Origin of the sequence: Akkermansia sp. AE01SA01 (assembly GCF_036417395.1) — a bacterium.
Lineage (GTDB): Bacteria > Verrucomicrobiota > Verrucomicrobiia > Verrucomicrobiales > Akkermansiaceae > Akkermansia.
Genome location: NZ_CP143890.1, coordinates 3,002,221 through 3,029,105 on the forward strand (window position 1 = coordinate 3,002,221; position 26,885 = coordinate 3,029,105).

The window sequence follows — 26,885 nt, forward strand, 5'->3', positions numbered from 1 at the left end:
TTTTGACGACGGCCGCCGTGCAGTATATGATCCTGGAAAAAATCAAAAATACCGGGAGGATGTTGCAGTAACCCTCAAATGAAATCCTCCAAACGACAAATTAAATATGAAAACAATAAAAAATATTTTCAAATGGATTGCGGGCATTATTATTATAATGGGTGTCATGTGTATCGCCATGCCGTTTGCTTTCATGTATCCCTTTTTATACATAAAATATACTTTAAGCCCCGAGATGACTCCTGGGATGATGGATGAAATCATCAAGGAAAATCCTAAAGATATATACGATATAGAACAACGATTAGGTAAGAACAGAGTTCCTCCCAGGCAGGATGATTCCGCCTTTCAGTCCTATATAGGACGGCTGGAGCGAGACACAGCCAGATACATAACGGAGGGGAAATTAAATTCCCTGCACATCAATTGGTACCACGGAAATAAAGAGGCCGATGAAGTAAAATATATAGTTGAGTATGAGGCAAGGACAGCATGGGAACGCACCAAGGCCAATGCGGGAAATCTCTCAGATAAAACGACTTATTATTTCCTGCTCAACCGAAATCTCTACATACTTGGATGGATGAAAGAAAAATTAGAGAAATAGAAATATGTGGCGATAATTCATTTTTCATAAACTACTTACTCATGTATGACCCCATCATTTCATCCATAGATTTCACGCCTGATACTATCCTTCATCCATGTGTGTACAATCTCTGTTTCCGTTCCTGAGCCAGTGGAAGGGTATGCTACGGCTTCTACAATAGAATTGGTCCAATACTTCTTTTGTATAAGCAAAAAGATTTAAAAAAAATTGAGATTGCGGAAAACTCTTTCAGTTGGGGATATGTCGAACCCAGCAACTTCTTCAAACAACCTCAAACTATACATAAAGAAGATTAACTACACACTCTTTTCCATTGATCTGTCGCCTTAACCGATTAAAGAGGAAACGCGTTAATTAATGGTTCATGCCATCTGATTACCCCGTGTAAAAATGTATAATCCTCTCATTCCCTGGAATGAGAGGATTATTCCAATACAAGGCCGTTCCAAAACGGAACAGGGCTTCACAGTCTCCCGGAGGGGCGGCAGTGAAGAGGCATTATCCCTGATCCCCTGTCTTTTCTTTCGCGTCCAGAGCTTCAAAACGGGCCAGAACCCAGCAGAGGTCGGACAGGCGGTTCAGGAACAGGGCGGTGTTTATATTGCTTAAGGCGTTGTCCAGTCTCAATGCCACCACCCGGCGTTCCGCGCGGCGGCAGACGGAACGGGCCAGATCCAGATAGGCGGATCCCAGAGATCCTTCCTTGCCGGGGCGCGCCCAGCCTTTGAAACGGATGTCGCATTCCTTTTCCAGTATGTGGGCCTGTTCCTCCAGCCATGCTACGTCCTCCGCCGTAATACGGGCATAACCCTTGGCATCGTACTTCGGCAAATCCTCCTCCAGCGTGGCAAGTTCCCCCATGGCGCCCACCAGACGGGCCTGAACGCCGTCCAGCACAACCACCGTACGCGGATTTACTCCGGAATGCCGCACGACGCCTATCAGGGAATTCAATTCATCCACGGTTCCATATGCTTCTATGCGCGGCGCCGTTTTGGGGCTGCGCCTGCCGAACATCAGATCCGTTTCGCCATCGTCTCCACGCTTGGTTATCACGCTCATATCCCGTACCCTATCATGCCATTCCCAGCCTGCACGCAAAAAAGAAGGCATGATTCTGCAGGAAAAGCACTCATACAACGCTTCATAAATAACAAGTTGCCTTCCTGCTCACCTACCTTGACTTTCCGGGCGTGGAGATATTAAACTGAAACCATTAATCCTATTTTCGCCATGATTCAACTTCCCTCCTGCGTGCTTTCATTTCTCTTTATCCTGCCATTCTTTGAATGCATTCACGACAAGCCTTATTCATTAACCAGCGATGTGGTCGTGAACGCCTCCGAGCTGCCGGGCCCCATCCCGGTATGGAAGACTCTTCCTGCGGACTCCGGCAGGCTCCTGATCATCAACCTGGATCATCCGGAACTTCCTTGGAAGCACGTTTCCAGAAGCATTCAAGAAGTCTACGACTTTTCCCTCTGCATGGACATCCGCCTGCGCCGGGGAAATGCCTCCGCATCCGCTTTCCCGAACTACTTTGAACAAGACCTTCCTGTCGTCGTCAGCCCTAAACCCATGCAGGAAATAGAAAATTCAAACCATCTGGTCATGGAAATCCCCGTCTCTGACAACTCCGCCCCTGCCAGCAACTCCAGCCAAAAAACATTTTCCTACCCCTTCACGGAATCCATCCGGTCGCGCGACCCGGCCAGAGGAATCTACCAGCTCACCTGGTGGCGCATTCAAAAAGAAACGGATGCGGCCGCCCGGGAAAATGACCTCACGGCTTTTGCTGCGGCGGCGAATGCCGATATCCGGCAACGCAGGGCATTCATGTTCCATGTTGACGATGAAATCCCCTGCGGAGAGGTGTTCCGCTATCTCCATGCCATCAAAGAGCCGTCCTCCCTGGTCGGAGTAGGTTTCAACAGGCCCGAAGCTTCTTCAGGCAAAGAACCGTGATTTCTCTCCTTTTTCATCTCACCCTCCAGCATGACACGTCCATTATTTGAAACTTTTGGAGATGGCTGTACAACCCCTGCATGAACCGGACGAGAGATGAATTGGCGGCGGCAGCCATTCCATCGGTTAAAGTCCCTCTCTGGACCCGGGACTATATGCTGGCCTGCTGCGCCAACCTCATGATGGGACTGGCCTTCTTCGAGCTGGTTCCCGTTCTTCCGCTGTACCTGACGGGCCAACTTCAGGTTTCCTCCGGCTGGCTGGGCTGGATCATGTCCATTTACGTGCTGGCGGCCATCCTGTCCCGCCCCTGGTTCGCACACCGGGTTGATTCCGGAGACCGCAAAAAGATTTATGTTACGGTTTACATCCTGCTGGCCCTGTCCTTTTCCGGATACGCCGTTGCCGCCACGGCCCTGATGTTTTTTGCGACGCGCTTTATCCAGGGGCTGATCTGGGGCGGCATGACAACGTCCGGTCCGACGATGGCGGTGGATATCATTCCACCGTCCCGCCGCGGTGAAGGTTTGGGCTTTTTCGGGATGACGATGACGCTGGGCATGTGCCTGGGTCCCGTGATCGGCCTCCAGGTGTACCAGCAGTACGGCTTTTACGTGATTACGTGGAGCTCCCTGGTACTGTGCCTGGCCGGAGCGGGAATTGCCTCTCTTATCCGCGCTCCACGGCGTCCCGTTCAGGAACCCGTGCAGGAAACACCTAAAAAAGTGCTGGACCGGCTCGTGCTGCGTGTGGGCATTCCTCTGGCGGTCAACGTCATGATCGCTTCCTTTTCCTACGGGGTAGTGGCCGTTTACTCCGCCTTGTACGGCAAGATGTATGGCTTCAAGTACGCGGGCCTGTTTTACGCTTTGATGGGAATCGGCATGCTGGTCTCGCGGTTCATGGTGGGCAGGCAGATCGACCGCGGCCGCGTGGCGGAGCTTTCCGTCATTTCCCTGGGCATTCTGACGGCCAGTTTCGCCGCTCTGGCCCTCTTCCCGCTGGAATGGGTGTATTACACGGCTGCCATCCTGATCGGCTTCGGGTTCGGCATCTTCATTCCCACCTTCCAGACCATGAAGCTGAACATGGCGGACCGCGGCCACCGGGGAGCCGTCAATTCCACCTTCTTCACAGCGTTCGACATCGGCGTAGGAACGGGCATGTTCTGCGGAGGCAAGATTTACGCGTACCTGAACCTGAACTGGGCCTTCGGCATAGGCGCGTTGCTGAACCTGCTGGCCATTGTCTATTTCTACCGCATATCACTGGACCATTACCGGAAAAACAAGCTGGGCGTGGACTCCGACTGAAGCGCCCGGACACCCTCGGTCAGACCTGTCTCGAAACGGCAAAGGCCTCGATCACTTTTCCGGCGGAAGGCCGTACGCGCAGCAGCCGCGGATTCCAGGCCAGGGAAATGCTGCGGGCCAGGCCCTCCAGCGCGGGATGGGTGATCTTGAGAAAACCCTTTCCCAATTCCCCCTCCGCCATGCAGGGCAAAATTGCCATGAAGGCGCCGCTTTTCAACATGCGAGCCGCAAAGGGAAACGACTGTGTTTCACACTGCACCCGCAGGTCTATTCCATATTCCATGCAGCTCCGTTTCAGGGAGGCATAAAACCCTGAACCGCCGGCCAATGTTGCCAGAGGCAACGTTTCCATCAGACGGGGAAAATCCGCGGACGTCCCGCTTGCCCCCTTCCCTGCCAGCGCCTCAGGAACATACAGCGCATAGTCCATGGACCGGATCACCCGGCTTTCCAGTCCTTCCGCCGCCAGCGCGCTGGTGCGGACAATGCCGAAGTCCACATCCATATTCTGGAGCCTGAGAGGAACGTCGCTATTGCGCAGGTTTTGCAGGGCAAACAGCCAGGGCAATCCGCGCTTCTGCATCTCCGCCAGCACGGGCGCCGCAATCCACGCGTGAAGGCTGTCGCCGGCCCCGATCGTGAAGCGGTACGGCATGTTCCGGCTGCGGCTCTTAAAATCGTCCAGCAGGCACAGGCTCTCATGGGCGCGCCTTACCAGCTCCCACCCGGAGCGGGTGAGCACCAGCACCTTTCCGCGGCGGCGCGTCAATTCTACGCCGAAAAACTCCTCCAGCTCCTTGATCTGCCGGGAATACAGACTCTGCCGTGCACTGTCGCCGCGGGCAGCTGCGGCAATGCTGCCCGCCCGGGCAACTTCAATCAGGGTCTTCAATCGGTCCAGGGATAATCCGCGTTCGGAAAAAAGATGCTCAAACATGACTATATAGTCATACTACATGCATCTTCCTATAATGCAAGAGTCAGAAAATACGTTATGGTCACGAAGTCACAGGACACCGCCGCCCGCACTTCATGCACGCCATCGCGGCGCCCTTCAACCATAGAAATGAGACATATGATCACCATCAACGGAAAATACACGGAAGCCCGGGTGTTCACGGATGAACTGGAAGACCTGGCACGCACCCAGATCAAGGACGTTTGCCACCACCCCGCCTTTGAAGGAAGCCGGGTGCGCATCATGCCGGACGTCCACGCCGGGGCCGGATGCGTGATCGGATTCACCGCGGAACTGAAAACGGACAAGGTGATTCCCAACCTGATCGGCGTGGACATCGGCTGCGGCGTACTCACGGCGCGTCTGGATTCTCTGCCGGATTTTGCCGAGTTTGACGCCCGTCTGCGCGAACGCGTACCGTCCGGCATGCACGCCCGTTCTTCAGTCCACCAGGCCCTGCTGGACGATCCTGAACTGGATGAAGAGATCGCCCGCATCTGCGTGGACGTTCTGAGGACGGACAAGGACAGGCACCGCCGTTCCATAGGTTCCCTGGGCGGCGGCAACCACTTCATTGAAATAGCACAGGGAGACCGGGACACCTACCTGTGCATCCACTCCGGCTCCCGCAACTTCGGATTGAAAATAGCGGAATACTACCAGAAGCTGGCCACCGCCACATGCCCGAACGAATACCTGGTCCAGCGCAAGAAAGGGCTCTGCTACCTGGAGGGGGAAAACACGCTGAATTACATGCGGGACATGAAAGTAGCCCAGCGCTTTGCCGCACTGAACCGCCGCGTGATGCTGCACGAACTGATGGACAATGCAGAAGGACTGGAAAGCTTCGACACCGTCCACAACTACATCGCGGAAGACAACATCATCCGCAAGGGCGCTGTCCAGGCCTCCGCGGGCTGCAAGCTCATCGTGCCCCTGAACATGCGGGACGGCTCAGTCATCTGCATCGGCAAGGGGAATGAGGAATACAACAACTCGTCCCCGCACGGGGCAGGCCGTAAAATGTCCAGAAAGAAAGCCAAAAGCAGCATTTCCCTGGAAGAGTTCGAGGCCTCCATGCGGGGCATCTTCTCCACCTGCGTCTCCCGCGCCACGCTGGATGAAGCGCCCATGGCCTACAAGGACGGAGACAGCGTGCTGGACAACATCCATGAAACGGCGGAAATCGTGGAACGCATCCGCCCCGTGTACAACTTCAAGTCGCCTGAATGGTAGACGCCCCGCCGCCCGCCCCTCCCGGAAACGTCCTATTCCGGGAGGGGTCCGGGGACTTCCGAACGACGTTTAGGATTTACCGGCCTGGTAAATTAGCTTGTAGGGTTCCGAGACCTGGATCGGAATGGCATATACCCTGGAGGTATCATTCCATTCCACTGAAGAAACATCAAATTGCTGGCGATCGTAATACCCCACCACCTTGCCGTTGGTCGTCACGCAGAAAGCCGCGGCATTTTCCCCGTTCCTGACCACGATCATGCTGCCTTTCCTGGTGGCGGAAACGGAAGAACTGAGCCGGGCGTTTTCCTTGTACTTGGTCCAATAGCCATTGAGCTCGGAACCGTGCAGGTTCTTTCCCCACAAATTCACCGTCTTCCCGTGCTGGTGCAGGAAAGCGATGCGGAACTTCGGCTTGGGATACCTCTTGGCGGCAATGCGCGCCTTGGAGGCGCGCGCCATTTCCTCCGTCATCTTAAAACTGTACTCCCCATACTGGTTCCCTTTATAGTCGATGGGAACAAACCAGTTGAAGATCTCGAAATCCTCCGTGAAGTCCGTTTTGGAGACATTGCAAACGCGTTCATACCACGCCAAATGGGCTTCAGAAACCTCATACTGCTGTTTGGCAAGAGGCTTGCGCCGCAATGACTCGAACAGGACGGGATAAAATTCCGGATTGATCCCCAGCTTGTGGAAGTACAGGTAGAAGGAATATTGGGCAAAGCCCCATTTCGCCCATCCATTGATATCGTGAAAGGGCTTTCCCTTCACGACGTCCTCCAGCAGGTACTTGCAGGGATTCTCCATATCCGTGGCCCGTTCGTTGCCATTGATCCGGTTGGCCACCTGGTCCAGAATCAGTTGCGCGAAGAAATTGTTGGAGCTTTCCGACATACTGCGCCAATTGAACGGATGCTGGTAGCAGTGACCGATTTCATGGCCTATCCCCCAGAGGCGGTTTCCCTGAAGCACGCCGGGCGCTATCACTTCATTCTTCATCGTGTTGCCGTTATCACCGATGCTGTAGCCGCAATAATACCAGGTGGCGAACATGTGGACGCCGTTGCCCACGGAGACGCCAAGCTGACGGTTATTGTGCGGCTGGGGATATTTGTCAAAGCCCATGATCTTCCACATGGCCTTGACGCTTTCATCCCATGTCTGGACGGACTTCGTAATGGAATCCGGACTGTAGGCCCTGAGGTATTCCGTATGAAGAATCATCATGGAATAACGCCCCACGATGTCAAACATGCTGTGGGGAGCCTTGCCGATCATCCGTTTCCAGTCCTTGTCCGTGTGCCTGGTGACATCAAAATACCCGTTCACCGTTCCGCTGCCTACGGGAATATGGACGGTTATGGGTCGCTTGGGCTTGCTGATATCTGTATGGTACATCACATACAGCAGCCCTGAACGGGAAATTTTGATCTTGTTGATTCCTTTGTCAAGAGGATAGGCGGAGGATTCTATTCCCGCCGGGGAAACGGAAGCCAGGGCAATGTCTTCCCCATGCGTGGGCCCGACGAACACCAGAATTTCATCCCCTTCCTGCGCTACGATCCCGGTAGGATTGTCAAATTTATTCAATGCGTTGATGTTTCTTAATTTCGCAGCAAATTCGGGATGGCTGTAAGCCCTGTAGGAAGCGATGCGGAATTCCTTGTCCTCATATCGTCCGGATTTCAGCTTTCGCGCCACTATCTGGAGAAACTCCGGCAATGCCTTGAGATCCGCCAGCGTGCACTTGGGATTCAGGGAGGAACAGGACGTGTCTTTGAATACTTTCAGCACTTGCCGGTTGAGGCCGGATTCAGGTTTCTGGTAAAAACCTACTTCCCGCACAGTGAATGAAGGAGACGTCCCTTCCGGATAATCCACCTCCATCCTGATTTTCTGCACCTTCTGGAGCGGTGTCTTGAATTTGACGATCCTGGAACCGCCCAGATTGAACTTGCCGAGCTTCCGCCAGGAGGATCCCGTCATGACAGAAAGGGACACTTCGTTGAAATTGGCTCCGGAGAAAGACACGTAATGAAGGGTGGACGGTTCAGCAAGCTCAAACTCTCCCTCCACGTGCCTCGCACCGGGCGCATGCCAGTTGGCGGACTCCAGGGAACCGTCTATCGCCTGGTTCACGGAATGGCCGGAAGAATAGGGAGACTGGGGGGAGGAAGCCTTGTTCACCTTCAACGCAATGTCCGCGGGGACATCCAGGGCAGGATAATCTTCAGCCGGGGAAATCCCTGAAAAGAATACTGCCAGAACGGCAAGCAGAACCGTCAGCCGGCCTGCGGAAACAATGGATAGGAGTTGAACATTCATTGGACTGCCCCATTTTACACGTTTTTCATCTCTTTCTTTCACCAAAAAACAACAACAGCAAAAAGACCACATGTCCATTCTTCTTCTCCCATCTTCACCTCTCCCTATTTCCGGATGGACAATACGCATCCCTCCATGCCATGCTGTGAAGCCGTCCTCCACCGGAACGCAGACTGCATGCAGGTAAAAAACACATTCGGCAAATGGTGTGCCATTCTGGCTGTTCCCATATTCCTTCTGGGCACGGCGGTATTCTCCTTCCTGTGGAATATCCCGTTCGACAAGCTTTCCGCCCTCCGTCCCGGGGAATCTCCCCCCGCAATCCTTTTCCGGGACGGACCGTCCCCTTCCCCCTGTCCGGCGGATTCATCCCTCCTCCCCTGCATTCTGCCGGTAGTGAATCATTATGTGGGCGGCATCAACAACTGCGGCCATGTTGATTTCACTTCATATGCCCCCGCAGAAGCGGAAATACGGCTGGATCACCTGATCATCGGAATGAATGCCGACAAGGTAATTTTCAATTTCCGGACCAAATACGGCTTTTATCTCCAAACAAGCCGGAAACCCACCGCGCGTGACCGGGCCATTTACGAATGGTTGAAAAACCTGCCGCGCATCAGGAGCACCCCCGGGCGGAAATCTTCCGCTGACATTCGCGGCGAACACAACAGCGACAGCATTGTCTAACTTCATAGCCTTCCGCAAAATATCCGGACACATTCCGGAAGGCAAACGCAGCAATATGGTTATGAAACGTATCTACCACGGTCCGTGGCCCCTGGCTGGCTTGGCATTCGCCATCCTGGCGGCCGTGGCCATGCTTTCCCTGCTTTCCTGCGGAGAAAACGGCCATGCGGACAACAGCAAACATCATATGGACAACAAGAATTTGAAGACAATTTACCTGGCGGGCGGTTGCTTCTGGGGGGTGGAAAAATATCTTTCCCTGATTCCCGGAGTTAAAAAAACGGAAGCCGGCTACGCCAACGGCTCCACCGCCAATCCTACGTATGAGGAAGTATGCAATAAGGGAACAGGCCACGCGGAAACGGTTAAAGTGGTATACGATCCGGACGAAGTCAGCCTGCCCTTCCTGCTGGAACAATACTATGCCGTCATTGATCCCGTCTCCGTCAACCGACAGGGAAACGACTCAGGAGTACAGTACCGCACGGGCATTTACTACACGGATGAAAAAGACAAGCCTGTCATAGAAATGTCCTTGAAACGCCTCCAGCAGCACTTTAAGCAGCCCCTGGCCATTGAAATCCAGCCCCTCAAACAGTTCTCCAGGGCGGAAGAATACCATCAGGACTACCTGAACAAAAACCCCGGCGGCTACTGCCACATTCCGGCCTTCCGCTTCCGGGAAGCCAGCCAGGCCAAAGAGGCCAAACCCGTTTATCAAAAGAAATCGGATGAAGAACTGCGGAAGTCCCTGACTTCGGAACAATTTGCCGTCACCCGGAAAAACGCAACGGAACCCCCCTTCCGGAATGAATATTTCAACAATGACCGTCCCGGCATCTACGTGGACATAACTACAGGAGAGCCCTTGTTCCTTTCCACGGATAAATTTGATTCCGGCTGCGGATGGCCCAGCTTCAGCCGCCCTATCAAGGAAGGCTTGATTCAGGAAAAACAGGACTTTTCACACGGCATGAACCGCACGGAAGTTCGCAGCAGGACGGGGGATGCCCACCTGGGCCACGTGTTCCCGGACGGTCCCAAAGAACGCGGCGGCCTGCGCTACTGCATCAACAGCGCTTCATTGAAATTCATTCCGGAACAGGACATGGAAGCCCAGGGTTATGGAAGATACGTTCCCCTCCTGCAAAATAACTCCGGAAAAGATCAATAGAACGCGGGATAACAACCGCTGCATTCAGAACCATATTTCCGGCAGGGTTACGGAGAAGGTTCTATGGTTGCATGCCAGCCGGTACATTTGCCGCGCGTCGTGTCACCACTCCGAACAACAGTGCAGACAAAGTCGCCCACGGGACGGCTTCCACAAGCCGTATTTTTCTCCACAGAACAGCCAAAGCAGGCGGAATTGTTACAGAGTGAAAGCAGATGCCGTATTTCCATCACTCTAAATCTTAACAATCATTCTCATGCGCCAAAAACAACGGGTGCGTACATGATGGAAATCCATTCATGCCGCTGCCGGCCGAATTCGGGAACCGTTCAACCGGCAGTAAGGCATGGAGGAGGGTTTGGGTTGTTGGGAGCAATGCGACTTGCGGTACAAAACCGATTATCTTCATACGTTCCTATTTTGATAGCGGCAGCCGGGTCGATTTTGTGTAAAAAATCTTCTTTTATCTTTTTTTCATGCTCTCATATGTCATTCATTATATTAATGCAATAAATCTATTATGGAAATAATTAACAAATACCCTCCTGACTTCGGGGTTCCGCAATGAACAAATATCCCCTATTTCATAAGAAAACTTCAGCGAACGCAAGAAGGTTTCCAGACGGAAAACCTGCCCCTTCTTGCGGGAAGTCCCGGTCTTTTCCATCTTTCCCGGTTCCATTAGTATGCGCAGTTTTTCCGGACCTTTTTCTGAGAATAAGGAATACCGCAATAAATCATGGAGAGTGAGATTCCAGAAAAACGGCCAAATCAAGGCTTGTCAGTAAAACCAGCACCTCCGGCAGATCATTCAGTTCGTTCTCCTGTTCTAATGGGAGAACTCATTGCTTCCTCCTCATCAATAAAAAGCAGATGTCGTCTGCGGCCATTTTTTCCCGTTACGGCACAATCTTCACGGGAGTTCCGACCTTGACGGTTTTAAAAAGCGGCACACAGGAGGAACGCGTCATGCGGATGCAGCCGTGAGACTGGGGCGTCCGGAAGACGGGCCCCACATGCATCCCGATTCCGCCATCCGTCAGGCGCATGAAATAAGGCATGGAGGCATCATACAAGTTGGAAACATGGTGAACTTTCTTTTCCGTAATGTTAAAATGCCCAAGCGGCGTCTTGTGTGTAGAAGTCCCTACGCAAACGGGAAAATCCATGGCAACTTCATCGCCTACCATCAGCTGCCCCCTCTGGGCGCTCCGGCTTATCACCACACGTGTATTGCCGGATCTGGCCTTCTTCATGATATCCGGGTTCATCCATTCATCATGCACTTCCGTATAATCCACGCCGGCTACCACAACCCGCGTATTGGGATTGTAGGATGCCATGGGCATCGTCAGTGGAACTACTCTCAAATTCTCCTCCGGCGGTCCCGAACAGGAAACCATCGCCAGCATTCCTGCCAGGGCGCTTCCAATGATTACCGAGCTTTTCTTTGCATTCATAATATTCAACTCCCTTTTATGAGTTGGACATATCACAGACTTATTTTCAATGTTTCATGACGCATTCTGCCACAATCCTCACAGGCGTTCCAATGCGGATTTTATTAAATAGAGCTGCACAGGACTCCCGCGTCATGCGAATGCAACCGTGAGACTGAGGCGTCCGGAAAACGGGCCCCGCGTGCAGCCCGATTCCGTCCCTGGTGAGTCTCATAAAACACGGCATTGCCAAACCGTACAGGTCCGAATAATGGTCCTTGTCCTTCTCCAGTACGGTAAAAGTTCCTGCGGGGGTAGGATGATCCCGGTCCCCGGTGCAAACGGGAAAATCCATCACTACCTGTTCATTTGCGTACAGCCGTCCCCGCTGGCTTCCCAGATAAATAACTACATGGAGCACCCTGGCATCCACTGCTTTCAGCAAATGACGGTCAGACCATTGTTCCATGCTTTCCGGGTACCCTTTGCGGGCTACGAATTCCGTATGGGTTTCCAGATGCTCCCCCTCCATAGCAGCATGAACCGTGCCGGGGACCAACAGCAGAATCAGTAATGGCAAATAAGGCAGAAGTTTCATGGGAAGCCGCTTATGGCACTATCCCATTCCCCCGTAGAGAGGGCAAGTTCATTTTTCCGGCATGCAAGCTTCTTTTATCCTCTGCTCTCCATGACCGGACCGGAAAACCCCGTTCTGCATTACCTCCCTGTTGCCAACACCGCTACAGGCACGGGAGATTGCGCACAACCGTAAACACCACAAGCACCCCTGCTCCTGCCAGCAATGTCCGGTTAAACACGCGCCTGTTCCGGATAAAAAAAAGGGTTCCCAGCCACACCAGGGTCGGAACCAGCAGGATATTGTACTTCAAGGAATCCGCGCAGTGCCCGTGCAAAAGGGCATGGAGAGCCCGGGTGGAACCGCAGCCATAACAAAGCCACCCCGTGGTTTTGTAAAAAGGGCACTCCGGCAGCCAGCTGGAGCGGGAGGGATCTCCCGTAAACACGAGCACGCCGCACGCCAAGGCAAGGAGCGCCCCATACAAGGCAAACAATTTCATGCGTTGGGGAAGCCTGCGAAATGCCCTTATTCCGCAAGCCTTAAATTCATCTGCACTTCCTGCCGTCTTACCAGCGGCCACGGAGCATGAAAGCTCCCACCATCATGAGTACGCTGATGATAATGGCAATGACACTCATGGTCCTTCCACTGGTGTTCTTCGGGTATTTGCTCATACCGATAATACCAAGGACAAGACCTACGAGACTGCACAAGACAGAAAAGACAAGGGCGCAAATAGCAAGGGTGTTATTCGGCCTGACCGGCTGAGACATATGTTCCATATCCATTTCTTGAAAACATTGGTTAAGTACGGTTACGACATTAATCCTTTCCCCCATGTTCAACGCAATAACGTCTTGGTATGCCAGCAATTTGTCAGTCCTCCCCCCAGGCGGCTACCTTCCTCCGGCGGGAATCAGGCACGTTGCCGGTCTGGAAAAAAGGCATCTTCCCCTCCGTGAACAGGAAAATCCTTCTTTCGCCGCACAGAATCCTTGCCTTATTGTCTTTGACCTGTATAGTACCCGCGACTGCCAGCAGGGCAGCCGTCTGTTTATTGTTAACCGCTATTCAGCACATGACCCAGATCGCCAAAAGCACGTTCACCACGGGAGCCGGAACCCCGGGACAGTTTTATTCATTGCCCGCCCTGGCGGAAAGCGGCTACCCGCGCCTCAACCGCCTGCCCGTTTCCATCCGGATCGTGCTGGAATCCCTGCTCCGCAATTGCGACGGATTAAAAGTGACGGAAAAGGATGTGGACAATCTGGCCTCCTGGAACGCGAAAAATCCCGGTTCCTATGAAATCCCGTTCACCGTAGCCCGCATCGTTCTCCAGGACCTGACCGGCGTTCCCCTTCTGGTGGACCTGGCCGCCATGCGCTCCGCTGTGGCCGGACTTGGAAAAGACGCCTCCGTTATTGAACCGCTGGTGCCCGTGGACCTGGTCGTGGACCATTCCGTGCAGGTGGACTGGGCGGGCCGCACGGACGCTCTGGAAAAAAACCTGGACATTGAATTCCAGCGCAATGCGGAACGTTATGAATTTCTCAAATGGGGCCAGCAGGCTTTTCAGACCTTTTCCGTGGTTCCCCCCTCCGTGGGCATCGTCCACCAGGTGAACCTGGAATATCTGACGCCGGGCGTCATGGAAAAGGACGGCGTTTATTTCCCGGACACTCTCGTGGGTACGGACTCCCATACCACGATGATCAACGGCATCGGCGTGGTAGGCTGGGGCGTGGGCGGTATTGAGGCGGAAGCCGGCATGCTGGGCCAGCCCGTCACTTTTCTGGTGCCGGAAGTCGTGGGCGTTCACATGACTGGAAAGCTCCGGGAGGGAGTCACGGCCACAGACCTGGCCCTGCATGTTACCAAAATGCTGCGCCAGCACGGCGTGGTGGGCAAATTTGTGGAGTTCTTCGGAGAAGGCGCCGCGGCCCTGCCGCTGGCGGACCGCGCCACCGTGGCGAACATGGCCCCGGAATACGGCGCCACCATGGGCTTCTTCCCGATGGACGAACAATGCTCCGACTACCTGCGCCAGACCGGCAGAAGCGAGGAATCCATCGCCACATACGAAAACTATTTCAAGACACAGAACCTCTGGGGCATGCCCCGCAATGGAGAGCTGGACTACACGGACCAGCTGGAGCTGGATCTTTCCACGATCCAGCCCGCCGTTTCCGGCCCCAAACGTCCGCAGGACCACATCCGTCTGGACTCCATCAGGGACAGCTTCCGCAGCATGGTCAGCGCACCCATTACGGAAGGCGGTTACGGAAAAACGGAATCCCCCTCCGTAAAAGTGACCATGCACTCCCCCGCGGGCGTTCCCGTTCCGGTGGAAGGCTTCAGTCAGGAAGCCGAGCTGAAGGATGGCAGCATCCTCATTGCCGCCATCACCTCCTGCACCAATACCTCCAACCCCGGCCTGATGCTGGCCGCCGGGCTTTTGGCCCAAAAAGCCGTGAAACTGGGGCTTACGGTCCCCTCCCACGTAAAAACATCCATCGCTCCGGGTTCCCGCATCGCTTCCGACTACTTCGCCGCGAACGGACTCCAGGCCTCCCTGGACGCCCTCGGCTTTGAAACCGTCGGCTACGGCTGCACCACCTGCATCGGCAACTCCGGCCCCCTGAACCCGGAACTGGAACAGGCCGTGAAGGAAAACAACATCATCGGCGCCTCCGTGCTGTCCGGCAACCGCAACTTTGAGGCGCGCATCCATGCCTCCATCAAAACCAACTTCCTGATGTCGCCGCCTCTGGTCGTCGCTTTCGCGCTGGCGGGCCGCGTGGACATTGACTTCCAGAAGGAACCCCTGGGTACGGACAAAAACGGCAAGCCGGTATTCCTGAAGGACATCTGGCCCAGCTCCGCGGAAATTGCGGAAGCCGTCGCCAAATCCCGCAACCCGGAGGCCTACCGGGAGCTTTACACCATCACGCCGGACAAGAACCCGCGGTGGGCCGCCGTCCACGCCCCCTCCGGTTCCGTCTTCCAGTGGAATGAAAACTCCACCTACATCCAGAACCCGCCCTTCTTCTGCGGCTTCAACGGACAGACCCGCACGCTGGCGGACATTACAGACGCCCGGCCCCTGGGCATCTTTGGCGACTCCGTAACCACGGACCACATCTCCCCCGCCGGAGCCATCCGGGAAACGGGTCCCGCCGGTCTATACCTGCAATTCATGGGCGTCTCCCGGAACGACTTCAACTCCTTCGGCTCCCGCCGCGGCAACGACCGCGTCATGACCCGCGGCACCTTTGCCAACGTCCGCATCAAGAACCTGATGGTGGACGGAACGGAAGGCGGCTACACGCTGTACTTCGGGAACAGGGAAATCCCGGCCCCGGACAAGAACATCCCCGCCTCCGCGGGCTCCCCCGCCTTCATTTACGATGCCGCCATGGCCTATGCCCGCGACAACACCCCCCTGATCGTCATCGGCGGGGAAGACTACGGCATGGGCTCCTCCCGGGACTGGGCGGCCAAGGGAACGAACCTGCTGGGCGTGAAAGCCGTGGTAACCAAGAGCTTTGAACGCATCCACCGTTCCAATCTCATCGGCATGGGCGTACTGCCGCTCAACTTCGCCAACAAGGAGGATTACGACCGCATCGCTCCGTTGAAGGATGTCACTTTCTCCATTCTCGGCCTGAACAACGGCATTGCCCCGCGCCAGCAGGTCACCCTGCGCGTGCAGCCCGCAGACGCTCCGGCCTTTGACATTCCCGTAGTCGTCCGCATTGACACCCCCATTGAAAAGGAATACTACTTGGCCGGAGGCATCCTGCAATACGTGCTTACGCAAATCCTTAAATAACCATTCCATACCGGGAAATCCGGTACGGAATTCGTGCAGACAGTCCGTGCGCCTCTTCCCGGAAGCGCGGGCTGTGCACGCACGCATGGCCCTCCCCGTTTCAAGGCAGGCATGACACGGCAACTTAGTTTGAGTAAACTAATTCCAAATTCTGCTTGCAATCGCTCCGGCCTGTTTCTAGAACAGGCACATGGAATACAGATCTTTTTGGACGGGCCTTCTTGCCGTGTTTGCGGCCCTGACATTCGCCGGCTGTTCCCAGAACGACAAAATGAGGCCGCCTGCCATCTCCTTCAAACCGCAAAACGCCCCGGTCGTGCCGCGCTCCATGAACCAGATGAGCCGGGAAGTAGGTATCCGCGTATCTTACATGCCCAAAAGCACTTATGCCCGGAAGCGGGCTTCCTCCATGACCCCCCGCTTCATCACCATCCACAGCACGGCCAACCCCAAGGGGGACGCCAACGCCCATTCCCGCTATCTGAACAGCGGCAAATCCCGCAGTTTGAACTGGCACTTCACGGTCGACCAGTTCGGAGCCTACCAGCACATTCCCACGACGGAAACAGGCCATCACGCGGACCATTCCGGTCCGGGAGACAAATACTCCGTAGCCATTGAAATGTGCGAATGCACCACCCATAACCCCGCCATCATCTACAACAAGACGGCCAAGCTGACCGCCCTGCTCATGCAACGGTACGGAGTTCCCCTGCGCAACGTAGTCCCCCATAACTACTGGTCCGGAAAAAACTGCCCCGCCCCTCTGATGACCAACGGGCGTCCCGGTTATAAATGGAGCTGGTTCATCTCCCGCGTGGACTACTATTACCGCTGCCTCCAGGCCGGGAAGTAGCCTCTCCACCCGTTTGCGATGCGGCTCCTGCATGCCGCTTTCATGACAATAAGGCCTCTTTACGCGCCCCGGCAAAGGGTGCTTCATGGAAAGCATGAGCACCATCACTTCTCCCGGAGATACGCACCGTCTGAACAACGGGCTGCCGATGCCCGGCATCGGTTACGGAACGTACCTGTCCCCTGACGACGAGGCCGGGGTCCGCTGCATCCTGGACGCGCTGGAAGCGGGCTACCGCCTGATAGACACGGCCAGCCTGTACGGCAATGAAGACACGGTGGGCCGCGCCGTGCGTGAAAGCGCCCTGCCGCGGGAAGAAATATTCATCACCAGCAAAATCTGGAACACGGACCAGGGATACGACAGCACCCTGAGGGCATTTGACGCCTCCATGCAGCTTCTTCAAATGGACTACCTGGACTTGTACCTGATCCACTGGCCCGTGCCCGCCGGGCATGCGGACGACTACCGGCAGCTCAACCGGGAAACCTGGAAAGCCATGGAACAACTCTACCGGGACGGACGGATCAAGGCCATCGGCGTAAGCAACTTCCTCCCCCACCATCTGGAGGCCCTGATGGACCGGGCCGAGGTTATGCCCATGGTCAACCAGCTTGAAATCAATCCCCGGTACCACCAGACAGCCACGGCCGCCTTCTGCCGGGAAAACGGCATCCTCGTGGAATCATGGGGGCCTCTGGCCAGGGGAGGCGCGCTGGAGGAACCGATTCTGCGCCGCATCGCGGACAAGCACGGCAAATCCGTCGCCCAGATTTGCATCCGCTGGGTGCTGCAACGCGGCATCGTGCCTCTGCCCAAATCCGCGCACAAGAACAGAATCCGTGCCAATCTGGACGTTTTTGACTTTTCTCTGGACGGAGAGGACATGGCCCTCATTGAAACGCTGGACGCTCCCGGCAACTATTCCATCCATCCGGATTATTTTCCCGAGGAATAATCTTCCCGGAAAAACATCCTCTTATCCGTTCCTCTTCCTGGCGGACTCCACCAGACGCTGCCGTGCTTCCAATTTGGCCCGAAACGCCCTTTCCCGTTCCTTCTCCTTTTCAGCTATGACCTTCTTCTCTGACTCCCGGAGCTCCCCGTACCGCAACGGGTCCATTCCAGCCTCGTTCTCCGGCCCTTCATGGTGGTAAACGGGCAGCCCGTCCGCAGCCAGACCCACATGGTAATAATGCTCATCCTTTACCTTGGGGTCCCGGCTCTTCTTGTTCATGCGGGAAATCATCACGGCGTACCCCAGGCCCGGAGCGTTCATGAGCTTCTTTTCCGCATCAAACAGAACGGCCACCCGGGCATTGTCGTACTCCAGCTTCATGACGCCGCAGACCATTTTCCCCTCCGCATTCCATTGGAAAGACAGAATCTTCCGGGTCAGGAAATTGGGTTTGCATGTCTCGTAGCCGCCCTTGACGGAATTCTTTGCCATACTCAGGGAATAATCAGCATTGCTGAAAGTTTTTGATTCACGGGCGGCAATCTTCTCCCCCGCCGGCAGAAGAGAGGATACCGGACCGCGCATTTCCGTCCGCGCCTCAAGGAGGTGTTTTTCCGGCGCCAGCAACCCCTTTCCCGTATCGTAGCAGGCGTAAACTTCTCCATTCTCCAGAATCATATCGAAATTTTTCGGACCCCCTCCACTCGCAGGACGGACTTGCGGACGGTAATATTCCCGTATCAGGAAGGGATTCCCTCTGATGGAAGTAAGGGAAGTCGTGCAGGAAAAACCGTCCACCTTCCTCATTCCCGCTACGGTCTTGGTGGCGGCTTTCCGGGCGGCCCCGCTGAATCTCGGGGATATGTCCCTTTCCACCGGAATCCAGGTAACCTTTTCAAGCTCTTTCATGATATACGGCCAGAACGTTTCCGCCAGCTTGATATCCCGCCGGGCTGTTGTTCCCGTCAGGGAACGGACCAGCGCGGCATCCTCCTCATCCAGGCGGTTCAAGGGAATCTCCACACGCTTGCGGCCCACCTTGACCGCCACTTTGGTTCCTGTACAGGACTGAAAAGTTCCCTTCACCACGTCTCCTAACTTGGAGACCCATTCCCGTTCTCCCGGGAAAGGATAATCTTCCGCCAGGCTGCAGCATATGCCGCACCACGCCAACATAAGGATTAATGCATGTTTCATCACAGGGAAAACGGGTTGCAGTTCCAGACTAGCACAAGGAAGAAGGGGAAAAAGCTTTTTCCACCCATCCCTCCGCCGCAGGCCAAGCGGAACCCTTCACGCCCCCGGCAAAAAGATGGTTGGAATCGCTGCTGCCGGAAAATCCGCCGTTAGAAAGCAGCCGCATCCGGCAGAAGGATGCTTCTCCTCTCAGCATTGCCGATTATCCTTTGTGCGGCAGGGGAAATCCGCAATCCATGCCTCTACAGGGAAAATTCCCTATTTCGACTTCGGTTTGCTTTCCTTCGCCTTTCCCTCTTTGGCATTCTTCCCGGAGGCTCCCGTTTTCCTGGCAGGGAACTTCTTTTCCCGGGGCGGGAATTCAAAGCCGATCTTGCCCAACTTGGCATTGAACACAAGATAGGCGTCAAACGGACGCTTGGTGCGCTGGGAAATGAATCCCTTCATCAAATCCGATTTGCCCTCCGAAAGGATCTTCAACACCTGGTCCAGGGGAATTTCACGGCCCAGGATGGTGCGGGCCACGGAAACGGGAGTATGTTCCTTCCCTACTGTCAGGGTAGGCAGTTTCCATGCCTTGGCGGTTTCCATCACGTCGTGCTCTCCCATACCGGGAACGGTGACGCTGGCGGCCTTCACGGCTTCTTCATTAACCGTCGACTCGTCCTCCTCCCTGGCGGGGAAGTACAAGGCGGCGCGGCACTTGTCGTTAAGTTCCAAACCTGCCTCAAAGGGCTTGCCGAAGCGGGATGTAAATCCTTGCAGAATCCCCGTCTTGCCGTCCACAATCAGGGTCTTCAACTCTTCATCCGCCATTTCGCGGCCGGAAATCACCTTGCGGATGCTGAACTTGCAGGAACGGCAGGAAACTGCATCCAGCGTATTCTTCAGACCGTGGACATGGCAACACGGGCAATCCAGGTCGATTTCCGGCAGTTCCACCTGCTGCTGGGCTTCCTGGAAGTCATGGACGCGCTTCACAATCTCCCCGGTCAGCTTCTTGATGCCGTCCATGAAGGATTCCCGGCCCAGGGACGCCTGCTCCATCTGCTTGAGCTTGTATTCCCATTCTCCGGTCAGGCTGGGGGATGTCAGAGTTTTCAGACCGATGCGTTCCAGCAGGGCGATCAATTCAATGCCGCGCCGCGTTGCCAGCAGGTCCCTGCCGTCGCGGGCAATGTATTCCTGGGAAATCAGACCTTCAATGATAGAGGCGCGGGTGGCGGGCGTACCCAGGCCGCGTTCGCTCATGGCGGCAGCCAATTCTTCGTCATGCACCAGTTTTCCGGCACCTTCCATGGCGGCCAGCAAGGTGGCTTCATTATAGCGGGCCGGGGGCTTGGTCATGGCGTTGCGTATCTCGATTTCGCGCACGGCAGCCTGTTCGCCGTCCTGCACCGGCACCAGTTCCTCCTTGGAGGAGCTGCCGGCCTTGCGGCCGTACACGGCCTGCCAGCCGGGTTCCACGAGCACGCGCCCCGTGGTCAGGAAGGCGTCCGTGACGCCGTCCCGATGGTCGATAAGAGTGGTTCGTCTGGTATCTTCAAAAACAGCGGGAGGGAAGAAAACGGCCAGGAAACGCGCCATGACCATTTCAAAAAGCTTCTGCACGTCGCCGCTCAGTTTTTCGATCTTGCCCGTCGGAATAATGGCGAAGTGGTCGCTTACCTTCTTGGTGTCGAACACGCGTCTGTTGGGCTTCACCCGCTTGTTATCCAGAATGTCTCTGGCAAAGGGGGCGAACTCCGCATTCTCCTCAGCCACGGCGCCGACAATGCCGTACACCTTGCCCAGATAATCTTCCGGCAGGTAGCGGGAATCCGTACGGGGATAAGTCAGCACTTTGTGCTTTTCATAGCACTCCTGGGCCAGCTGGAGCGTCCTTTTGGCGGAAAAGCCGTAACGGTTGGCGGCCTCCCTCTGGAGGGAAGTCAAATCGTACAGCAGAGGGGCAATCGTCGTGACGGGCTTTTTTTCTTCCGTTACCGTACCGGACTTGCCCCGGCAGCGGTCGCGGATGACGGTGGCCAGCGCCGAATCCCAGATGCGCTCCGCACGGGAATGGGGATTGTCGTTCTTCTTCCAGTCACGGTCAATCCAGCGGCCGGAATAAACTCCGGATTGAACGCCGAAATCCGCCCACACCTCGGAATAGGGTTCCGGTTCAAACGCCTGGATCTCCAGTTCGCGCTGCGTCAGGATGGCGAGCGTCGGCGTTTGGACGCGTCCGGCGGGCGTTACGCTGAACCCTCCGCGGGATTGAAGAATGGTCAGGGCGCGGGTGCTGTTCAGGCCTATCAGCCAGTCGGACTCGGAACGGCAGACGGCGGCGTTGGTCAGCGGCTGCATGTCTGCCTCGCTGCGCATGCTGTGCCAGGCGTTCAAAATGGCCTCGTCCGTCATGGACTGCATCCAGAGGCGGCGCGCGGGCTTTGTCCACTTTCCGTACCGCACCAGGTTGTGAAAAATCAATTCCCCTTCGCGGCCGGCATCGCATGCGTTGACGATTTCCGTCACATCCTTGCTCTTGGCAAGCTGAAGAACCTTTTTCAAACGGTCTTCGGACTGCTTGATGGGCTCCAGTTCAAAGGACTTGGGAATGACGGGCAGATAATCGAACTTCCAGGGAAGCGACTTGCCGCCCTCCGTCATGGGCTTCTTCTGCTCCAGAAGATGGCCTACGGCGGAGGTGATGATGGCTTTGTCGTTCTGGTAAAAGGAACCGGACTTGTCACGGGTGAATTTTCCAAGCTCTTTGCCGAGAACTCTCGCCAAATCAGTGGCTACGCTCGGCTTTTCTGCTATAATTAAGGTTTTGGACATATGAAAGGCTCGGAAAGATGAAAATAGTGGAAAATACGTGCACGTCAAAAACCGCTCCTGGCGGCGCGTTGCATCTGGAGGTGAATTCCTACTCCCCTACCCCCCATCCTTGTCAATCACCAATTATGTATCTACGGAAAAAGTGCCCCTTTATGTCAGGATTAAGGGCATTTCCGCTATTTCTCACACGGTACAGCCTCGCTGTTCCCTTGCCAGCCGCGCAGCCGCATGCTATGAAACCGGATGATGAAAAGAAGCCTTTTTCCCGTTCTGTTTCCGGCCTGCATCGCCCTGCTGGCGGCCTGTTCCCCTACGCCGTCCGACCGCATCGCCAAAAACATGCCGGTTTACCAGCAACTGCCAAAGGAACAGCAAGTCAAAGTAGCACGGGGAGAACTGGAAAAAGGAATGAGTCCGGAGGCCGTCCTTCTGGCCTGGGGGGAACCGGAACAGAAAATGGCGGGGTGGAGCAACGGCAAAAATACGGAACGTTGGATTTACACGCGTAGCGGCACAGGCTGGTCCCTGGGGCTGGGCGGGGGCGGATTCCGCGGCAGGGACTCCGGCGTCGGTACCGGAGTCGGCGTAACCATGCCGCTGGGAGGCAGGCCTCCCATTTCATACAACGTCCTGTTTGAAAACGGAAAAGTCGTCAGTTGGGAAGCCGTCAAGGGCTTCTGACACATCGGCGTCCCAAGACGGAACCATGCGCCAGAAGGCACGCGGAGCCACGGCCTTCTCCCCGTTACTTGCCGCAGGCCTTGAGGATGGCTTCCACCAGGCCGTTGATATCATGCTCCCTGGCCTTGATGGCAGGGGGATGTCCCAGTTCCTTTAAAGTATCCGTAGTCACGGGGCCGATGCTGGCCGCCTTGCACCCGGCCGGCCAGGGCAGTCCGAGCTTGAAGAAATTCTCCGCCGTGGAGGAGCTGGTGAACGTCACGATGTCCGCCCCCGTCTCCCGGAAGACAGCCTGGGCTCCGGCCACATCATCCGTCTCCGGTTCCGTTTTATAAGCTACGCATTCGTCCACAATGGCTCCCATGGACATCAGGCCGTCGTAGATAACGCGGCGGGCGTCTTCCCCGCGTACCCACAGAAACGTGCTGTGTTCAATGGTGCCTATCTCCTCCCGGGCGTCCTTGAATGCCTTGACCAGCCCTTCCGCCACGTACTTCTTAGGCATGATATCCACAGCCAGCCCGTATTCCCGGAGCTTGGCTTCCGTCCCCGGCCCGATGGCGGCGATCCTGGCGCCCCCGATGCTCCGGATGTCCTTGTATACGGCAAAAAATGCCTGGAAGAAGCGTTCCACGCCGTTGGGACTGGAAAAAACAAGCCAGTCATAGGTATGGGCATGCACTACGGCTTCCGCAAATTCCCGCTTGTCCGTAGGGGGGGCGATTCGGATGGTGGGCATTTCCAGCACTTCCGCACCCAGGCGGCGCAGCCGGGAACTCAATTCCCCCGCCTGCGCCCGCGTGCGGGTCACCACGATGCGCTTTCCGAACAAGGGAAGGCGTTCAAACCAATCCAGATGGACGCGTTCCTCCACAACGTCCCCGATCACGACCACGGACGGAGCGCCCAGCCCGGCCTTCAACACTTTTCCGGGCAGTGTCTCCACCGTACCCGCCACGGTGCGCTGTCTCCCCGTCGTGGCCCATTGAATGGCGGCGGCAGGCGTAGAAGGGGTCTGTCCATAACCGATCAGGGCCTTGCATATTTCCTCCAGCTTCTGCATGCCCATCAGCATGACCTTCGTCCCCTGAGCCTCTGCGATTCCCTTCAAGTCCAAGGAAGACTCCTTCTTGTTCACGTCTTCATGGCCCGTAAACACGGTAAACTGCGTGCAATGCCTGCGGTGCGTCACCGGAATGCCCGCATAGGCGGGACCCGCAATGGCGGAAGTGATGCCCGGTACAACTTCAAAAGCAACGCCGGCAGCATTCAGGGCTTCCGCCTCCTCTCCCCCCCGGCCGAACACATACGGGTCTCCCCCTTTCAGCCGCACCACTTTTTTCCCATTGCGGGCCAGCTTGACCAGCAGGGCATTGATTTCCTCCTGCGGCAGCGCATGCCGGGAAGCTCTTTTGCCTACAAAAATCCTTTCACAGAAAACGGGCGCCCAATTCAGCATCTCTGCGGAACTCAGCGCGTCGTACACCAGCACTTCCGCCGTTTCCACCAGCTCCCGGCCGCGGACCGTAATCAGACCGGGGTCTCCCGGACCCGCTCCAAGCAAATAGACGATACCCTGTTGCATGTTGTCATTCAACCTCACGAACAGTCCCCTGGCGATAACAAACCCCGCCATACGCACACGTACGCTCGTAAAACGGAAACTGTTCCTGTGGATGGGGGAAAATTCCCGGAGACACCCCCTTCCAATCAAATCCGCCTCATTTTTCTGAGGGTAATGCGTGACGCAACTGTCACACGGAAGCCTGAAAAAAATCTTGTTTTTTTAATGAATACAATTATTGCATATGTTATGAACATTTCCGGAATTCTTTTACCAGTTCTCTGTGCCGCATTCATCGCATCCGGTTTTGCAGACATCCCGGCCTCCAATGTGCCCGCCCCCGTCAAAGCCCAAGTGCAGAACCAGTTTCCGAACGCCGGCGTCATCGAATGGGACTTTGACCATGACGAAGACGTCTATGAAGCGGAATTCCACATCAACGGCCTGGAATACGAGATGAAACTCTCCGCAGACGGCACCGTCTTCCTCATCAAGGCGGATGTTCCCCTCCAGAGCCTTCCTGCTCCGGTCACGGCGGCGGTCGCTAAGGACTTTCCGGGATACGCCCTGCGCAGCGCCAAACAAATCACCGTACGGGGAACCGTAAAATACCGCGTCGACTGCCGTTCGGAAAGCGCCGCCGTCCGAAAGCTGGAACTGTATTATACCCCGGACGGCAGGCTACTTTCCAAAAAAATTGACGACTGATCCTTCCCCAGGGGCATGAACCCTTGATGACAAACGGGCCGTACACTGACACGCCGCTCGCTGGAGTCAATGAAACCAGATGATATAAAGTCAAAACTGCAATGATTGAATTCTTCAACGTAAATATCCTTTCCTATTACGTGCAAAACGCGGAATCCGCTCCGCAGCATTCCTATACCATTTATTGGATCATCCTGCTGGGCTCCATGCTGCTCAGCTGGCTGGTCAGCGCGCGGATGAAAAGCCGTTTCAGCGAATACTCCCAGATTCCCATCCCGATGACGGGACGGGAAGTGGCTGAGCAAATGCTGAAAGACAACCACATCACGGACGTCAAGGTGACGTCCACCCCAGGCCATCTGACGGACCACTACAATCCGGCGGACAAGACCGTCAATTTGAGCGAATCCGTTTACAACTCCAACAGCATCGCGGCAGCGGCCGTGGCGGCCCATGAAGTGGGGCATGCCGTCCAGCACGCCCAGGCCTACCACTGGCTGGGACTGCGCTCCGCGCTGGTGCCCGTGGTGCAGCTATCCTCCAACCTGGTCGGAATCGTGCTGATGATCGGCATTGTCCTGCTGGCGATGGGCGGTTCCCCCTGGGTATTGGGGCTGGGCATCGGCCTGTTCGCCGTCACTACGATATTTGCTTTCATCACGCTACCGGTGGAATTTGACGCTTCCGCCAGAGCTCTGAAATGGCTGGACCGCTCACACCTGATGAACTATTTTGACCATGGCAAGGCCAAAAGCGCCCTCTTCTGGGCGGCCATGACCTATGTGGTGGGGGCTCTTTCCTCCCTGGCCATGCTGCTGTACTACGTGTTCATTTTCATGAACGCCAGGGGCAGAAACTGACCCCTGCGAACCTTCCGGACCGGCCCTCCGGCCGACCGGAAGGCCGGGAGGCCCGGCGTATGATGAAATGACATTGCATTTCCGCATGCAGCATATAAAATAAGGACGTGGCACATGGCGACACTACATTACCGGATTTGCAGGCAAGCGCCCTCAAGGCCTATCAAGCCATTCTTCTGGCGCGCGCCTTCGACACCAAAATTTCCAGCCTTTATAAAGCCGGAAAAATCACGGGCGGCGTTTATCTGGGCAGGGGCCATGAGGCCATTGCCGCCTGCGGCGGCGTTTTTCTTACCGCCGGCTACGACGTAATTGCGCCCTTCATCCGCGAACAGGCCGCCCGCGTCGCATGGGGGGAACCTATCATTGAGGCGGCACGCGCCTACCTGGGGTCCGCCCTGGGATACATGAAGGGGAGGGACGGCAACGTTCACCGCGGCCTTCCGGCTGAAGGCTACATGGCCCCCATCAGCCATCTGGGCAGCTCCGTGGCTTTTGTCAACGGCTGCCTTTTCGCCAAACGGCTGGACGGCAAGCTTCCGGGCCCCGTAGGCATGGTTTTCTGCGGGGACGGCACCACTTCCACGGGAGCCTTTCATGAAGCGGCCAACATGGCCAAGGTGGAACAGCTTCCCCTGGTGCTGGTCGTGACGAATAACCAATTCGCCTATTCCACGCCCAATGTCCGCGAATTCGGCACTGCCTCCCTGGCGGACAGGGGCCGCGGCTACGGATTCGCCGTTCATGAAGTGGACGGCACTGACTTCATGGCCCTTCTGGAAACGTTCCGGAAAGCCGTAGGCAGCGCGCGCATCGGAGATGGCCCCCAGTGGGTGCTGGCCAAAACCCTGCGCATGTGCGGCCACGGGGAACATGACGACGCCTCTTACATCCCTAAGGAACTGAAGGAGGAATATGAAAAAAAGGACCCCGTATCCGTCGCGGAGCGCCAGCTTCTGGAAGCCGGATGGCTTACTCCGGAAGAAGCGGCGGACCTGAAACGGCAGTATGCGGACGAAGTGCAGCTTGCCGTAGCCACGGCACAGCGGGAACCGGAGCCGGACCCCTTCCGGGAAGACTGGAACGCCACTGTCTGGAGACCTTATTAAGACC

The 26,885-nt window shown here is 55.9% G+C and carries 22 protein-coding genes; 13 read left to right on the plus strand and 9 right to left on the minus strand.

The features are described from left to right. The first annotated feature begins 106 nt into the window (after positions 1 to 106). A complete protein-coding gene (locus V3C19_RS12180) occupies positions 107 to 607 on the plus strand; it encodes a hypothetical protein (RefSeq protein WP_295876356.1) in 501 nt (166 codons plus the stop codon). 501 nt (positions 608 to 1,108) lie between these two features. On the opposite strand, the gene V3C19_RS12185 is transcribed toward V3C19_RS12180, so the two are convergent. Beyond that, entirely contained in the window at positions 1,109 to 1,672 is a 564-nt protein-coding gene (locus V3C19_RS12185) for a cob(I)yrinic acid a,c-diamide adenosyltransferase (RefSeq protein ID WP_161981375.1), read from the minus strand. 171 nt (positions 1,673 to 1,843) lie between these two features. On the opposite strand from V3C19_RS12185, the gene V3C19_RS12190 reads away from it, so the two are divergent. Further along, positions 1,844 to 2,575 carry a hypothetical protein gene (locus tag V3C19_RS12190; protein ID WP_154301971.1) on the plus strand — a complete coding sequence of 244 codons (732 nt, stop codon included), beginning with the start codon at positions 1,844 to 1,846 and terminating at the stop codon, positions 2,573 to 2,575. 80 nt (positions 2,576 to 2,655) lie between these two features. Next, complete coding sequence (locus V3C19_RS12195; protein WP_295933581.1) at positions 2,656 to 3,888, plus strand: MFS transporter; 1,233 nt, start codon at positions 2,656 to 2,658, stop codon at positions 3,886 to 3,888. A 19-nt stretch (positions 3,889 to 3,907) separates the two neighbouring features. Here the strand turns inward: V3C19_RS12195 and V3C19_RS12200 are convergent, their stop codons facing one another. Beyond that, positions 3,908 to 4,825: a LysR family transcriptional regulator gene (locus V3C19_RS12200; RefSeq protein WP_295933577.1), complete on the minus strand. Its 918-nt coding sequence runs from the start codon at positions 4,823 to 4,825 to the stop codon at positions 3,908 to 3,910. A 138-nt stretch (positions 4,826 to 4,963) separates the two neighbouring features. Here V3C19_RS12200 and V3C19_RS12205 point away from each other — a divergent pair, with 138 nt between their 5' ends. Next, positions 4,964 to 6,082, plus strand: coding sequence for an RtcB family protein (locus V3C19_RS12205; RefSeq protein WP_295933574.1), 1,119 nt, complete (start codon positions 4,964 to 4,966; stop codon positions 6,080 to 6,082). 69 nt (positions 6,083 to 6,151) lie between these two features. On the opposite strand, the gene V3C19_RS12210 is transcribed toward V3C19_RS12205, so the two are convergent. After that, entirely contained in the window at positions 6,152 to 8,410 is a 2,259-nt protein-coding gene (locus V3C19_RS12210) for a M60 family metallopeptidase (RefSeq protein ID WP_295933571.1), read from the minus strand. Positions 8,411 to 8,524: 114 nt separating this feature from the next. Here V3C19_RS12210 and V3C19_RS12215 point away from each other — a divergent pair, with 114 nt between their 5' ends. Next, positions 8,525 to 9,100, plus strand: coding sequence for a hypothetical protein (locus tag V3C19_RS12215; RefSeq protein ID WP_295933570.1), 576 nt, complete (start codon positions 8,525 to 8,527; stop codon positions 9,098 to 9,100). Positions 9,101 to 9,161: 61 nt separating this feature from the next. Beyond that, positions 9,162 to 10,274: a peptide-methionine (R)-S-oxide reductase MsrB gene (gene msrB, locus V3C19_RS12220; protein WP_130084209.1), complete on the plus strand. Its 1,113-nt coding sequence runs from the start codon at positions 9,162 to 9,164 to the stop codon at positions 10,272 to 10,274. Between the two features lie 899 nt (positions 10,275 to 11,173). On the opposite strand, the gene V3C19_RS12225 is transcribed toward msrB, so the two are convergent. The 3 genes from V3C19_RS12225 to V3C19_RS12235 form a co-directional block, all read right to left on the minus strand. After that, positions 11,174 to 11,734, minus strand: coding sequence for a L,D-transpeptidase (locus tag V3C19_RS12225; RefSeq protein ID WP_202975671.1), 561 nt, complete (start codon positions 11,732 to 11,734; stop codon positions 11,174 to 11,176). A 46-nt stretch (positions 11,735 to 11,780) separates the two neighbouring features. Then, the gene (locus V3C19_RS12230; RefSeq protein ID WP_202975670.1) at positions 11,781 to 12,311 is read right to left on the minus strand and encodes a L,D-transpeptidase; all 531 of its coding nucleotides are present in this window, start codon (positions 12,309 to 12,311) and stop codon (positions 11,781 to 11,783) included. A 142-nt stretch (positions 12,312 to 12,453) separates the two neighbouring features. Continuing rightward, positions 12,454 to 12,792: a DUF2752 domain-containing protein gene (locus V3C19_RS12235; RefSeq protein ID WP_130084208.1), complete on the minus strand. Its 339-nt coding sequence runs from the start codon at positions 12,790 to 12,792 to the stop codon at positions 12,454 to 12,456. Between the two features lie 579 nt (positions 12,793 to 13,371). Here V3C19_RS12235 and acnA point away from each other — a divergent pair. The 3 genes from acnA to V3C19_RS12250 all read left to right on the plus strand — a co-directional run bounded on the left by acnA (position 13,372) and on the right by V3C19_RS12250 (position 17,939). Further along, positions 13,372 to 16,125: an aconitate hydratase AcnA gene (acnA, locus tag V3C19_RS12240; RefSeq protein WP_130084207.1), complete on the plus strand. Its 2,754-nt coding sequence runs from the start codon at positions 13,372 to 13,374 to the stop codon at positions 16,123 to 16,125. A gap of 190 nt (positions 16,126 to 16,315) precedes the next feature. Further along, the gene (locus V3C19_RS12245; RefSeq protein WP_130084206.1) at positions 16,316 to 16,981 is read left to right on the plus strand and encodes an N-acetylmuramoyl-L-alanine amidase; all 666 of its coding nucleotides are present in this window, start codon (positions 16,316 to 16,318) and stop codon (positions 16,979 to 16,981) included. Positions 16,982 to 17,075: 94 nt separating this feature from the next. After that, positions 17,076 to 17,939: an aldo/keto reductase gene (locus V3C19_RS12250; RefSeq protein WP_130084205.1), complete on the plus strand. Its 864-nt coding sequence runs from the start codon at positions 17,076 to 17,078 to the stop codon at positions 17,937 to 17,939. Positions 17,940 to 17,960: 21 nt separating this feature from the next. Here V3C19_RS12250 and V3C19_RS12255 read toward each other — a convergent pair whose 3' ends face one another. Together V3C19_RS12255 and V3C19_RS12260 are read right to left on the minus strand one after the other, a co-directional pair. After that, on the minus strand, positions 17,961 to 19,115 hold the full coding sequence (locus tag V3C19_RS12255) for a hypothetical protein (RefSeq protein WP_130084204.1): 1,155 nt from the start codon (positions 19,113 to 19,115) through the stop codon (positions 17,961 to 17,963). Between the two features lie 279 nt (positions 19,116 to 19,394). Next, the gene (locus tag V3C19_RS12260; protein WP_295933558.1) at positions 19,395 to 21,959 is read right to left on the minus strand and encodes a DNA topoisomerase; all 2,565 of its coding nucleotides are present in this window, start codon (positions 21,957 to 21,959) and stop codon (positions 19,395 to 19,397) included. A 243-nt stretch (positions 21,960 to 22,202) separates the two neighbouring features. On the opposite strand from V3C19_RS12260, the gene V3C19_RS12265 reads away from it, so the two are divergent. After that, entirely contained in the window at positions 22,203 to 22,640 is a 438-nt protein-coding gene (locus V3C19_RS12265) for a hypothetical protein (protein WP_130084203.1), read from the plus strand. A gap of 64 nt (positions 22,641 to 22,704) precedes the next feature. Here V3C19_RS12265 and cobA read toward each other — a convergent pair whose 3' ends face one another. Further along, the gene (cobA, locus tag V3C19_RS12270) at positions 22,705 to 24,276 is read right to left on the minus strand and encodes a uroporphyrinogen-III C-methyltransferase (RefSeq protein ID WP_238623831.1); all 1,572 of its coding nucleotides are present in this window, start codon (positions 24,274 to 24,276) and stop codon (positions 22,705 to 22,707) included. 177 nt (positions 24,277 to 24,453) lie between these two features. Here cobA and V3C19_RS12275 point away from each other — a divergent pair, with 177 nt between their 5' ends. From V3C19_RS12275 to V3C19_RS12285, 3 genes are all read left to right on the plus strand, one after another. Beyond that, positions 24,454 to 24,912, plus strand: a complete 459-nt coding sequence (locus V3C19_RS12275) for a PepSY-like domain-containing protein (RefSeq protein ID WP_161981373.1) — start codon at positions 24,454 to 24,456, stop codon at positions 24,910 to 24,912. Positions 24,913 to 25,118: 206 nt separating this feature from the next. Beyond that, positions 25,119 to 25,772, plus strand: a complete 654-nt coding sequence (locus tag V3C19_RS12280; protein WP_345786453.1) for a zinc metallopeptidase — start codon at positions 25,119 to 25,121, stop codon at positions 25,770 to 25,772. Between the two features lie 107 nt (positions 25,773 to 25,879). Continuing rightward, positions 25,880 to 26,881, plus strand: a complete 1,002-nt coding sequence (locus V3C19_RS12285) for a thiamine pyrophosphate-dependent dehydrogenase E1 component subunit alpha (RefSeq protein ID WP_238623830.1) — start codon at positions 25,880 to 25,882, stop codon at positions 26,879 to 26,881. Positions 26,882 to 26,885 lie beyond the last annotated feature (4 nt).

Bases quoted from the DNA above. Each gene is read 5' to 3' on its own strand.
- V3C19_RS12225 (WP_202975671.1), bottom strand. From the start codon at position 11,734: ATGAATGCAAAGAAAAGCTCGGTAATCATTGGAAGCGCCCTGGCAGGA.
- V3C19_RS12200 (WP_295933577.1), bottom strand. From the start codon at position 4,825: ATGTTTGAGCATCTTTTTTCCGAACGCGGATTATCCCTGGACCGATTG.
- V3C19_RS12245 (WP_130084206.1), top strand. From the start codon at position 16,316: ATGGAATACAGATCTTTTTGGACGGGCCTTCTTGCCGTGTTTGCGGCC.
- acnA (WP_130084207.1), top strand. From the start codon at position 13,372: ATGACCCAGATCGCCAAAAGCACGTTCACCACGGGAGCCGGAACCCCG.
- V3C19_RS12205 (WP_295933574.1), top strand. From the start codon at position 4,964: ATGATCACCATCAACGGAAAATACACGGAAGCCCGGGTGTTCACGGAT.
- V3C19_RS12190 (WP_154301971.1), top strand. From the start codon at position 1,844: ATGATTCAACTTCCCTCCTGCGTGCTTTCATTTCTCTTTATCCTGCCA.
- V3C19_RS12280 (WP_345786453.1), top strand. From the start codon at position 25,119: ATGCTGCTCAGCTGGCTGGTCAGCGCGCGGATGAAAAGCCGTTTCAGC.
- cobA (WP_238623831.1), bottom strand. From the start codon at position 24,276: ATGGCGGGGTTTGTTATCGCCAGGGGACTGTTCGTGAGGTTGAATGAC.
- V3C19_RS12230 (WP_202975670.1), bottom strand. From the start codon at position 12,311: ATGAAACTTCTGCCTTATTTGCCATTACTGATTCTGCTGTTGGTCCCC.
- V3C19_RS12215 (WP_295933570.1), top strand. From the start codon at position 8,525: ATGGACAATACGCATCCCTCCATGCCATGCTGTGAAGCCGTCCTCCAC.
- V3C19_RS12275 (WP_161981373.1), top strand. From the start codon at position 24,454: ATGAACATTTCCGGAATTCTTTTACCAGTTCTCTGTGCCGCATTCATC.
- V3C19_RS12250 (WP_130084205.1), top strand. From the start codon at position 17,076: ATGAGCACCATCACTTCTCCCGGAGATACGCACCGTCTGAACAACGGG.
- V3C19_RS12255 (WP_130084204.1), bottom strand. From the start codon at position 19,115: ATGTTGGCGTGGTGCGGCATATGCTGCAGCCTGGCGGAAGATTATCCT.
- msrB (WP_130084209.1), top strand. From the start codon at position 9,162: ATGAAACGTATCTACCACGGTCCGTGGCCCCTGGCTGGCTTGGCATTC.
- V3C19_RS12185 (WP_161981375.1), bottom strand. From the start codon at position 1,672: ATGAGCGTGATAACCAAGCGTGGAGACGATGGCGAAACGGATCTGATG.
- V3C19_RS12265 (WP_130084203.1), top strand. From the start codon at position 22,203: ATGATGAAAAGAAGCCTTTTTCCCGTTCTGTTTCCGGCCTGCATCGCC.
- V3C19_RS12210 (WP_295933571.1), bottom strand. From the start codon at position 8,410: ATGAATGTTCAACTCCTATCCATTGTTTCCGCAGGCCGGCTGACGGTT.
- V3C19_RS12195 (WP_295933581.1), top strand. From the start codon at position 2,656: ATGAACCGGACGAGAGATGAATTGGCGGCGGCAGCCATTCCATCGGTT.
- V3C19_RS12235 (WP_130084208.1), bottom strand. From the start codon at position 12,792: ATGAAATTGTTTGCCTTGTATGGGGCGCTCCTTGCCTTGGCGTGCGGC.
- V3C19_RS12260 (WP_295933558.1), bottom strand. From the start codon at position 21,959: ATGTCCAAAACCTTAATTATAGCAGAAAAGCCGAGCGTAGCCACTGAT.
- V3C19_RS12180 (WP_295876356.1), top strand. From the start codon at position 107: ATGAAAACAATAAAAAATATTTTCAAATGGATTGCGGGCATTATTATT.